The 11,013-nt window shown below is 75.0% G+C and carries 6 protein-coding genes; 5 read left to right on the top strand and 1 reads right to left on the bottom strand.

Annotated features, from left to right (window positions below):
- Positions 1-40: 40 nt before the first annotated feature.
- The 5 genes from AB0L75_RS15025 to AB0L75_RS15005 all read left to right on the top strand — a co-directional run bounded on the left by AB0L75_RS15025 (position 41) and on the right by AB0L75_RS15005 (position 7,021).
- Entirely contained in the window at positions 41-334 is a 294-nt protein-coding gene (locus AB0L75_RS15025) for a DUF503 domain-containing protein (protein WP_030216812.1), read from the top strand.
- 53 nt (positions 335-387) lie between these two features.
- A complete protein-coding gene (gene rbfA, locus AB0L75_RS15020; protein ID WP_365180731.1) occupies positions 388-858 on the top strand; it encodes a 30S ribosome-binding factor RbfA in 471 nt (156 codons plus the stop codon).
- The gene (truB, locus tag AB0L75_RS15015) at positions 855-1,760 is read left to right on the top strand and encodes a tRNA pseudouridine(55) synthase TruB (protein WP_365180728.1); all 906 of its coding nucleotides are present in this window, start codon (positions 855-857) and stop codon (positions 1,758-1,760) included. The genes rbfA and truB overlap by 4 nt, the downstream gene beginning before the upstream one ends.
- Positions 1,761-2,036: 276 nt before the next feature.
- Positions 2,037-5,933: a trypsin-like peptidase domain-containing protein gene (locus AB0L75_RS15010; RefSeq protein ID WP_365180726.1), complete on the top strand. Its 3,897-nt coding sequence runs from the start codon at positions 2,037-2,039 to the stop codon at positions 5,931-5,933.
- 140 nt (positions 5,934-6,073) lie between these two features.
- On the top strand, positions 6,074-7,021 hold the full coding sequence (locus tag AB0L75_RS15005) for a bifunctional riboflavin kinase/FAD synthetase (protein WP_365180723.1): 948 nt from the start codon (positions 6,074-6,076) through the stop codon (positions 7,019-7,021).
- Positions 7,022-7,105: 84 nt separating this feature from the next.
- Here the strand turns inward: AB0L75_RS15005 and AB0L75_RS15000 are convergent, their stop codons facing one another.
- The gene (locus tag AB0L75_RS15000; RefSeq protein WP_365180720.1) at positions 7,106-10,822 is read right to left on the bottom strand and encodes an SCO5717 family growth-regulating ATPase; all 3,717 of its coding nucleotides are present in this window, start codon (positions 10,820-10,822) and stop codon (positions 7,106-7,108) included.
- Positions 10,823-11,013: the final 191 nt, after the last annotated feature.

The following is an 11,013-nucleotide window of genomic DNA, read 5'->3' as shown; positions in this document are numbered from 1 at the left end:
GCCATCGATCCCGTACCGGCGGGTGAACCGGCTACACAACATGTACGTGGGGACTCTGTCCTTCGACCTCCTCCTCGGCGACGTTCACTCGCTGAAGGAGAAGCGCTCCGTCGTCCGCCCGATCGTCGCCGAACTCCAGCGCAAGTACGCGGTGAGCGCGGCCGAGGTGGACCACATGGACCTCCACCGGCGAGCGGTCATCGGCCTCGCCATGGTCTCCGGCGACGCGGCGCACCTCACCGACGTACTGGACCGGTGCGAACGGCTGGTCGCCGGCCGCCCCGAGGTCGAGCTGCTGTCCGTACGGCGGCGCTTCCACGGCGAAGACGACTGACGACCAGACCCAACACACCAACGCAAGCAGAAGAAAGAACGGGAGACGGACCAGTGGCCGACAACGCGCGGGCGAAAAGGCTGGCGGACCTCATCCGGGAGGTGGTGGCCCAGAAGCTGCAGCGCGGGATCAAGGACCCGCGGCTCGGCTCGCACGTCACCATCACGGACACCCGGGTCACGGGTGACCTGCGGGAGGCGACCGTCTTCTACACGGTCTACGGCGACGACGAGGAGCGGAAGGCCGCCGCAGCGGGCCTGGAGAGCGCCAAGGGCATCCTGCGCTCCGAGGTCGGCCGCGCGGCGGGCGTGAAGTTCACGCCGACCCTCGCCTTCGTCGCGGACGCCCTGCCGGACACCGCCCGGACCATCGAGGACCTCCTCGACAAGGCACGTCAGTCCGACGCGAAGGTCCGCGAGGCCTCCGCGGGCGCCGACTACGCGGGCGGCGCGGACCCGTACCGCAAGCCGGCCGACGACGAGGCCGCCGACACGACCGAGACGGACGGCGACGCCGCGGAATGACCCAGAAGCACACCACGCCCGACGGCCTCGTCATCGTCGACAAGCCGTCGGGCTTCACTTCGCACGACGTGGTCGCCAAGATGCGCGGGATCGCGAGGACCCGCCGCGTCGGCCACGCAGGCACCCTCGACCCGATGGCGACCGGAGTCCTGGTCCTCGGTGTCGAGCGCGCCACCAAGCTCCTCGGGCACCTCGCCCTCACGGAGAAGGAGTACCTGGGCACCATCCGCCTGGGCCAGAACACGCTCACCGACGACGCCGAGGGCGAGATCACCTCGTCCACCGACGCGTCCAGGGTGACCCGGGACGCCATCGACGCCGGCATCGCCAAGCTGACCGGCAACATCATGCAGGTCCCGTCCAAGGTCAGCGCCATCAAGATCGACGGCGTGCGGTCGTACAAGCGGGCCCGCGAGGGCGAGGACTTCGAGATCCCGGCCCGGCCGGTGACGGTCTCCTCCTTCACGGTGTACGACGTACGGGACGCGGTCGCCGACGACGGCACCGCGGTCCTCGACCTGATCGTCTCCGTGGTCTGCTCCTCCGGCACCTACATCCGCGCCCTCGCCCGCGACCTGGGCGGCGGCCTCGGCGTCGGCGGCCACCTCACGGCACTGCGCCGGACACGCGTCGGTCCGTACAAGATCGATACGGCGAGGACGCTGGACCAGCTCCAGCAGGAGCTGACCGTGATGCCGATCGCGCAGGCCGCCTCGGCCGCGTTCCCGCGCTGGCAGGTGGACGCCCGGCGCGCCGGGCTGCTGCTGAACGGTGTCCGGCTGGAGATGCCCGACGAGTACGCGGGCGCCGGTGCCGTCGCCGTGTTCGACCCCGAGGGCCGCTTCCTCGCGCTGGTCGAGGAGCAGAAGGGCAAGGCCAAGAGCCTGGCCGTCTTCGGCTGAGCCATTCGGCACGGGCCCCTGGACCGGTCTGTCCGTGGAGCGGCGGCCGGCCACGGGGTGGGCCCCTGCCGCCGCTCCACGGTCCCCCCTCGGTTCCCCCACCTCTAGGGTTATCCACGGGCCCCCGGCTATTCACCCGTCCGGGCAGGCGCTCGGAGTGAACCGGGGGAGCGGAAGGGGGCGCGTTCGCCGGGTGATCTGTCCCGCCGATCATCACGCACCTACCGTCAAGACAGGGCCCGCGGGTAACGCGGGTACGGGCGGGGAGGTACGGCCATGGCGGGACGGGGCCCGCGCACCGCAAGCGGTCGCCGGGCGGCGGCGGACAGCACGCGGGAGACGGCGCGCGGCATCCGACGGTCACCACGGGACCGTACGGACATCGGGAACAGCGACACCACCGGCACCGGTAACAGCGACACCATCGAGACCGGCTACACCACCGGCACCGGTCACATCACAGGCACCGGTTACGCCACCGGCACCGCTCACTTCACTGGCCCCGCCCACCCCGAGGCCCCAGGCGGCCTCCACGACACCACCGGCACGGCCACCACCGCCGACACCACAGCCACCGCCTACACCACCGGCACCCTCGGCACCACAGCCCTGTCCGGTGCCGCAGCAGGCCCCCGTATCCACGCACCCCGCGACAGCACCGGCACCGGCACCCGCCCCGACCCCGCCCTCGTGCAGATCCGGGACCTCGCCGGCCGCCCCCGGGGCGTCGGCTTTCTCGTCGATCACCTGGGCACCCTGCTCACCAGCCACGAGACCGTCGACGGCCTGCCCCGGCTCGTGCTGCAGGCCGCGGGCGACCTCATCTGCGTGGTCGGCGCCGACGCCGTCACCCCGCTGCCCGCCCTCGACCTGGCCCTGGTCCGTAGCGAGGGCCTGGGTCTGGACCCGCTGCCGCTGACCGCGCGGGAGCGGATCGACGCCGGGACCTATGTACGGATCCCCGCGGGCTGCTGGCGGGAGGCGCGGGTGCTGGCCGCCACCGAGGTGACGTACACCGCCACCGACCGCTTCCACCTCCTCCCGGACGCACTGGAGCTGGCCATCGGCACCGCAGGCCGGGACGCGCTGCGGCTGGGCGGCGGAGCGGCCGGGGGACCGGTGCTCGACGCGGAGACCGGCGCGGTCCTCGGCGTCCTCGGCACCGCCCTGCACTCCGCGCAGCGCGACACGGGCTTCGCGGCGCCGCTCCGGCCCGCCGACGGCCCCCTCGCCGAACTGCTCGCCCGCAACGCCGCCTCCGTGCCCGCCTATGGCGCCGACCTCAACCTGGCCGGCATCCTCCGGCTGACCGACACCACGGTCGTTCAGAACGGCCCGCAGGGCTTCCTCGCCGACGCCGTGGAACCGGTCGAACGTGACGGCGTGGCGGGGGAGTTGGCAGCCTTCACGGCCGGTGACCGGGCCGTGCTCGGGCTCGTCGGCGCCCCGGGCAGCGGTCGTACGACGGAACTCGCGGCCCTCGCCGCCCGCCGGGCCCGCAGCGAGCGACCCGCCCCGACACTGTGGCTGCGCGGCGCCGACCTGGAGCACGCCGACGGCTGCGTGGCCGACGCGGCCCGCCGCACCCTGGAACGGGCCGCGCGGATCGTCGCCGCCGACCGCTCCGTCCGCCCCGAGGACCTCGGTGACCTCGGCCTCGAACGCCTGGCCGGTCTCGCCACGCGGGCCGGCAGCCCGCTGCTGCTGCTCCTCGACGACCCCGAGGAGATGCCCGCCGGCCTCGCCCACCGCCTGCCCGAGTGGGCCGGGGAAACGGCCGCCTGGCTGCGTACGAACGGGGTGCGCCTGGTGGTGGCCTGCCGGGAGGAGTACTGGGAGCGCGCGGGCGCCGAATTCCCCGCCGACCTGCTGCACATCCCGGCGGACTCCCTGGCTTCCGCCGCTCCCGCCGCTTACGCAGCCGATGCGGCTTCGGCAGCTCCAGCCGGTCGGGCGGCCTCCGGGGCGCCCACTGCCGTGGCCGTTTCCCGCACCCCCCGCACCTCCCTCGCCCTCCCCCTCCCGCCCTGCCTCCGCCTGCCCGACCTGACGGCGGACGAGGCCCGCACGGCCCGTGCCCGGTACGGCATCCCCGACGGCCTGCTCACCGACCGCGACGCCCGGCATCCGCTCACCCTCCGGCTGCTGTCCGAGGTCCGGGCCGCCGCCCCGGATGCTCCGGCCGCCGCACCCGTCGACCGGCACGAGGTGTTCGCCGCCCACCTGGACCTGATGTGCCTGCGGATCGCGGTCCGGCTCGCCGCCGGGAGCGGCCTGCGCGGCGCGGCCGTACGCCGGCTCGCCGCGCGCGTGGCCGGGCAGGTGCACGAGGCCGCCCGGCGCAGCCTGTGCCCCGGGCAGGGCGAGCTGGACCGCGCGTCCTTCGAGGCGCTGTTCCCGTGGGGCACGGCCCCGGCCCGGATCGGCGGCGGCGCGCGGTGGGCGTCCGCCGTGCTCACCGAGGGCCTCCTCGTCCCGGCCGGAAGCGGCTACCGGTTCGCACACGAGGAGCTGGCCGACTGGATCCAGGGCATGCACCTCGACCTCGACGAGGCCCTGCGGGCCCTGGTCCACCGCCCGCACGCCTCGACGGAGCCCGATCCCGCGCCCGTGCCGCACCATCGCGTCGGCCCCGTCGTCCAGGCCCTGCTGCTCCTCGCCCGGCAGCACGGCACCCACCAACTGGCCGCCCGTCTCAGGGACTTGACGGACGCCCTGGACCGCGACCCCGGCTCCTGGTGGGCCGCCCGGCTGCTCGCCCGCACCCTGCTCCAGGTCCCCGACGCGACGCCGTACACCGAGGTGCTGCGGCCGCTCGCCGACCGCATCGTCGGCTGGCGCCGCGCACAGCGGCCCGTACCGGGCGAGTTCGGTCCCGGTTTCTGGACCGAGCTGCCGGTCTCCGGCACGGAGCGGCTCGACCTGCTGCGCCGGCTCGTGCTGGCCGACCAGGCGCCCGACGCGGCCGGCGGGCGCTACCTCGACGCCGTCGCCCGGTTGCTCGCCGCCGCGCCCGCCGTCGTACAGCCACGGCTGACGTGCTGGTTCGAGGACGAACGGCCGCTGCCCGCGACCCCGCACGCCACCGTCGCGACCGCGGCGCAGGCGCTGCTGCACACCCACCGGCACGGCGCGCTGGACGACCTCACCGAGATCCTGGTGGCAGGCGCCCACCGGCGCGCCGACGAACTCCTCGCCACCCTCGCCGAGGAGGAGCCGTCGGCCGTCTGCCGGGCCGTCGACCGCTGGGCGCACGACGAGCGCCCCGCCCGCCGGGTCGCGGCCGTGACGTTCGGCCTGCGCGCGGCCCCCCACGTCCGTTCGGAGGCCGACCGCGAGCTGCTGCGCTACGCCGCCCTCGCCCTGCTCGCCCGCCCCGCCGACTGCACCCTGCACGGCGGCGCCCTCGCCCTCCTGGTCCGCGACCCGCACACCCGCGACCGGCACCTCACCGCGGCCCTGCGCCACTTCGCCGACGGCGACCCGCAGTTCCCGCCGAGCGCCCTGGCACCGGCCCTGACCACCCACCCCGAACCGGTCCTGGAGGCCTTCCGCGCCCGGCTGCGCGGCCCGGACGCGAGGGACGCGCTGCGCACCCTCACCGACGTCACCACCCCGGCCCTCGCCCGCCGCGTCGCCCCCCTGATCCAGTACGCGGTACGGCTGCGCCCGCGCACCGCCGGGCACATCGCCGCCCACGTCGACCGCCGCCTCGCCCAGGGCCCCACCGCCCGCCCCGTGCTGCTGCCCCTGGTCACCGGCCTGCTCGACGACGCCCCCGAGCAGCTCCGCGCGGCCCTCGCCACGGTCCTCGCCGCCGCCGGCACCCCCGCCTGCCGCCCGCTCCGCCGGGAGCTGCTGGAACTGCTGCTCACCCGGGAAGGGGACCCCGCCGTGCTGGACGCCGTCCTGCACGCGGCCGCCGAGCGCGGCGACGGCGGCGAGGAGGAGGTCCGCGGGCTCGTCCACCGCACCGGCCTGCTCCTCGTGCGCACCCCCGAGGGCGCCTCCCGCTTCGACCGCGGCCTGGTCGACCTCGGCCGGCACGTGCCCGGCTTCGCCGCCCGGATGGCCCGCTGGCTGGCCGCCACCCCGGACGACTGGGCCGCCGTGGTGGGCCCCAGCACCCGCCGCATGCTGGAGAACCTCGCAGGCGTCCGCGTACCGGCGTGAACGGCTGCCGTGCGTCGCGGCGAACGTGCGCCCGGTCACAGCCCCGATACCGATGCGGGCCCGGGGCACCCGGCATGGCACCCTTAGACCTGCGCAAGTCTTAGGCGTCGATATGGACACGGGTTCGAGGAGCGGTCACAGTGCAACGCTGGCGTGGCTTGGAGGACATCCCCCAGGACTGGGGGCGCAGCGTCGTCACCATCGGTTCCTACGACGGCGTCCACCGCGGCCACCAGCTGATCATCAGGCACGCCGTGGACCGCGCCCGCGAGCTGGGCGTCCCGGCCGTCGTCGTCACCTTCGACCCGCACCCCAGCGAGGTCGTCCGCCCCGGCAGCCACCCGCCGCTGCTCGCCCCGCACCACCGCCGCGCCGAGCTGATGGCGGACCTGGGCGTGGACGCGGTCCTGATCCTCCCCTTCACCACCGAGTTCTCGAAGCTCTCGCCCGCCGATTTCGTGGTGAAGGTCCTGGTGGACAAGTTGCACGCGAAGGCCGTCGTGGAGGGCCCGAACTTCCGCTTCGGCCACAAGGCCGCCGGCAACGTCGAGTTCCTCACCGAGCAGGGCAAGGTCTACGACTTCGAGGTCGAGGTCGTCGACCTGTACGTCACCGGAGAGGCGGGCGGCGGCCTGCCGTTCTCCTCGACCCTGACCCGCCGCCTGGTCGCCGAGGGCGACGTCGAGGGCGCCCGCGAGATCCTGGGCCGCCCGCACCGCGTGGAGGGCGTGGTCGTCCGCGGCGCGCAGCGCGGCCGCGAGCTGGGCTTCCCGACGGCCAACGTCGAGACGCTCCCGCACACCGCCATCCCCGCCGACGGCGTGTACGCCGGCTTTCTGCACGTCGACGGCGAGGCCATGCCGGCCGCGATCTCCGTCGGCACGAACCCGCAGTTCGACGGCACCGAGCGCACGGTCGAGGCGTACGCCATCGACCGTGTCGGCCTCGACCTGTACGGCCTGCACGTCGCCGTCGACTTCCTCGCGTACGTGCGTGGCCAGGCGAAGTTCGACTCGCTGGACGCCCTGCTGGAGCAGATGGCCGCGGATGTGAAGCGGTGCCGGGAGATCATCGCCGCCGAGGCGTAGGGCTTCGCGGGGATTTCGCGGGGACACGGAGAACGAAGGGCGGCCGGTGCGGAAGACGCACCGGCCGCCCTTCTTCATGCCGTCCTACTGCTGAGGCGGAGGCTGCTGCCCCTGCGGGGGCTGCGGGTAGCCCTGCTGGGGCGGGTACGGCTGACCGGGAGCTGGAGCCGGAGCTGGAGCCGGAGCCGGAGCCGGAGCCGGAGCGGGAGCGGGAGCCTGCGGCGGGTAGGGCTGTCCCGGGGCCTGCGGGTACGGCGGCTGACCGGGCTGTCCCGGCTGTGCCGGATAGGGCTGCTGCGGCCCGGTGTACAGCTCCTGACCGGGGGCCTGGGGGTACGGCTGGCCGGGCATGGGCTGGCCGGGCGCCGGCTGACCCGGTGTCGGCTGGCCGGGCATGGCCTGGCCCGGCATCGGCGGGGCGGCCACCGGGGGAGGGTTGCCGTCGCTGGTCCACAGGCCTTGTGCCTGCTGGTGACGGATGAAGTCCTCGGCGACCAGCGTGGCGAGGTTGAAGTACGCCTCGCGGGTCCGCGGCCGCATCATGTCGAGGTCGACCTCGGCACCGGCGGCGAGATGCTCGTCGAAGGGCACGACCACGACCCCGCGGGTTCGCGTCTCGAAGTGGGACACGATGTCCTCGACCTTGATCATCTTGCCGGTCTCCCGGACCCCGGAGATCACGGTGAGGGACCGGGAGACCAGGTCGGCGTACCCGTGCGCGGACAGCCAGTCCAGCGTCGTACTGGCGCTGCTCGCGCCGTCCACGGACGGCGTGGAGATGATGATCAGCTGGTCGGCGAGGTCGAGCACGCCACGCATGGCGCTGTACAGCAGGCCGGTGCCGGAGTCGGTCAGGATGATCGGGTACTGCCGCCCGAGCACGTCGATCGCGCGCCGGTAGTCCTCGTCGTTGAACGTGGTCGAGACGGCCGGGTCCACGTCGTTGGCGATGATCTCCAGACCGGAGGCCGCCTGCGAGGTGAACCGCCGGATGTCCATGTAGGAGTTCAGGTACGGGATCGCCTGGACGAGGTCACGGATGGTGGCACCCGTCTCCCGCCGCACGCGCCGCCCGAGCGTACCGGCGTCGGGGTTGGCGTCGATCGCGAGGATCTTGTCCTGCCGCTCGGTGGCGAGGGTGGAGCCGAGCGCGGTGGTCGTGGTGGTCTTGCCCACGCCGCCCTTGAGGCTGATGACCGCGATCCGGTAGCAGGACAGCACCGGCGTGCGGATCAGCTCCAGCCTGCGCTGCCGCTCGGCCTCCTCCTTCTTGCCACCGATCTTGAACCGGCCGCCGGCCGCCGTGGGCCGCGTGCTCTTCGCCTTCTGCTTCTTGTTGTTGAGCAGCCGGTCCGAGGACAGCTCCACCGCGGCGGTGTAACCGAGCGGCGCGGCACCGGGGTTGGTCATCTGCCGCTGGTCGTGCTGGATGGGCTGCGGCCACGCGGCCCCGGACCGCGGATCGACCGGCGCCTGCGGGGCCTGGGGTGCCTGTGGCATCTGCGGGGCCTGCTGGGCCTGAGGCGTCTGCGGGGCCTGCTGACCCTCGGCCGCCGGCGCACCGTCGGGTCCCTGCGGGTTGTGCTGCGGCTGCGGGAAGCCGTAACCGCCGGGCGGGGTGGGCCCGTTGGGGTTGGGCTGCGGGGGCGCGGGCGGGTGCGGGAAGCCGTAACCACCCGGCTGGGGCTGGGCATTGGGGTTGCCGGGCTGTGGGAAGCCGTAACCGCCGGGCGGGGTCGGTCCGTTGGGGTTGGGCTGCTGCGGCGCGGGAGGCTGCGGGAACCCGTAACCACCCGCGGCGGCGGGACCCGCCGGGTTCGGCTGCGGCCCGGGTCCCGCGGCCGGTGCCGTCGGCTGACCGGGCGGCGGCGGTGCCATGGGCACGCCGGGCTGGTTCGGCTGGTTCGGCTGGTTCGGCTGCTGGTTCCAGGCGGCGGGCGCGGGCTGCGGGGCCTGCGGCTGGAACGGCGGCTGCTGTCCGGGCATGCCACCGGGTCCCTGCGCGGCCGCCGGCTGCGGCTGACCGGGCATCGGGCCGGGCTGCTGCGGCGCGGCGGGCTGGCCGGGCCACTGGGCCGCCGGGGCGGGCGCCGCGGGCTGGTAGGAGGGCGGCAGCGGAGGCAGCCCGCTCTGCGGCGCGGGCGGCGGCGCCCAGGCGGGCTGGGCATCCTGGGGCGCGGGCGGTACGGCGGGTGGGGCGTCTTGGGGCGCGGTCGGTACAGCGGGCTGGGCGTCCTGCGGCGTGGGCGGCACGGCGGGTGGGGCGTCCTGAGGCGCGGGCGCTATGGCGTCCTGGGGCGCGCCGGCCTGCGCCGTGCCGTTCGGCTCGCTGCCGTGCGCCTGGGTGCCGTCCTCCGGCGTGCCCGGCTGGGACACGCTGTCCTGGGCCCCGGCCTCCGCGGCAACGGCGTCGGCAGGCTCCGAGGCGGCGGACCCGATGACATCGGACGGGGCGTCGCCGGACTCGGCACCGTCGGACTTGGCGCCGTAGGACCAGGCGTTGCCGGACTCGGTGCCGTCGGCGGAACCCTCGGGGGCGTCGGCCGTCACCCCGGCCTCGCCACCGGCGCCACCCTCGCCGCCGCCCTCTTCGCCGGCCTGCGTCTCGGCCTGCGTCTCGGCCTGGGCCTCGGTCTGGGGCTCGCCCTCGGCCGTGCCCTCAGCCTCGGCTTCGCCCCGGTGCTCGTCCCCATCGGCACCAGAAGCCTCGGCTGCTTCCGCGGCAGCGCCATCGAGCGCGGGCGCGTCCGCCGCGACGACGAAGTCCCTGGACTCCTCGCCGACCGGCTCCCCGGCACCCTCGTCGGAGACAGTCGGCGCGGCCTCCTCGGACACGTCACCTTCGGCACCGGCGGAGCCGACGGCCGGTTGATCGGCCGTGGCCGTACCCGCAGCCGTAGTCGCACCCGTACTCGTGCCCGTAGCCGTGCCCGAAACCTCCGCGGAGCCCTCGTCGCCCGACGTGGCCTGCTGCGCGGCGGCCTCCCGCGCGCGCTCGGCGATCTCGGCCATCTCGCGCTTCAGGGCCACGGCGGAGAACCGCATGGTGGCCCCGCTCTCCAGGTCCCCGTTGCTCGTCTCCGGCTCCGCCGCGAGGGCCGGAGCCGGGGCGACGGGCGCCTCCGGCTGGACCTGCGGGGCAGGCAGCGACTGCTGCGGCTCGAAGCCCTCCGGCAACTGCGGCATCGGCACGGGGTTCCCGGCGGGCGGCGGGGGAGGCACGGGCGCGGCGTAGGGCGCGCCCTGGGCCGGCGGGGGCGGGGGCGCGTACGGGGTCCCCTGCGGAGGTGCGTAAGGAGCGCCCTGCGGGGGTGCGTAGGGAGCGCCCTGCTGGGGTGCCTGGGGGGCGCCTTGCGGCGGCGCGAACGGAGCGCCTTGCGGCGGTGCGTACGGGGTTCCCTGCGACGGCGCGTACGGGGTTCCCTGCGGCGGCGCGTACGGAGTGCCCTGTGGCGGCGCGTACGGAGTGCCCTGTGGCGGAGTGCCGGAGGGGTGGGCGGCGGGCGGCTGCGGAGTCGGCCCGGGCGCCGGCGTGTTCGACGGGAACGGTGGCGGCGGCGTCGGGGAAGCCGCCTGCGCGGCCGCGTCGCCGGAGTTGTTCGCCCCGGTGAAACCGCTCGCGCCGCCCGGTCCCGCTGCCGTACCGGCGGAGCCGGCCGCGCCGGGCGCGTTCTGCGTGTACCAGGCGGGGGGAGCGTAGTCGATGGTGAACTCGCCGGTGGTCTCGAAGGCCTCCGCGTCGGGCTGGTCATCGCCGGGTGTGGCCCAGCCCCCGCGCATCCCGTCCCGATCGCTGCTCACAGTTCCTCCTGGTGTGGTCGAGCACCCTCATGCCGTGCCGGGGCGACCATGTCGTGTCGTTCTGAGTCGTCCGTAGTCGTTCGGGGCAGGCCGATCCGGCGGTTCTCCCCCTGGGACACCGACGACCGGTCGACGGGTCGTGCCATCGCGCCCTCTCCCAGCCTAATCACCACGAGCCGTACCTCGGCAGG

Origin of the sequence: Streptomyces sp. NPDC052101, from assembly GCF_040680235.1 — a bacterium.
Classification (GTDB): domain Bacteria; phylum Actinomycetota; class Actinomycetes; order Streptomycetales; family Streptomycetaceae; genus Streptomyces.
The sequence above is the reverse complement of the archived record's forward strand: the minus strand, read 5'-3'. Positions and strand labels throughout refer to the sequence as shown.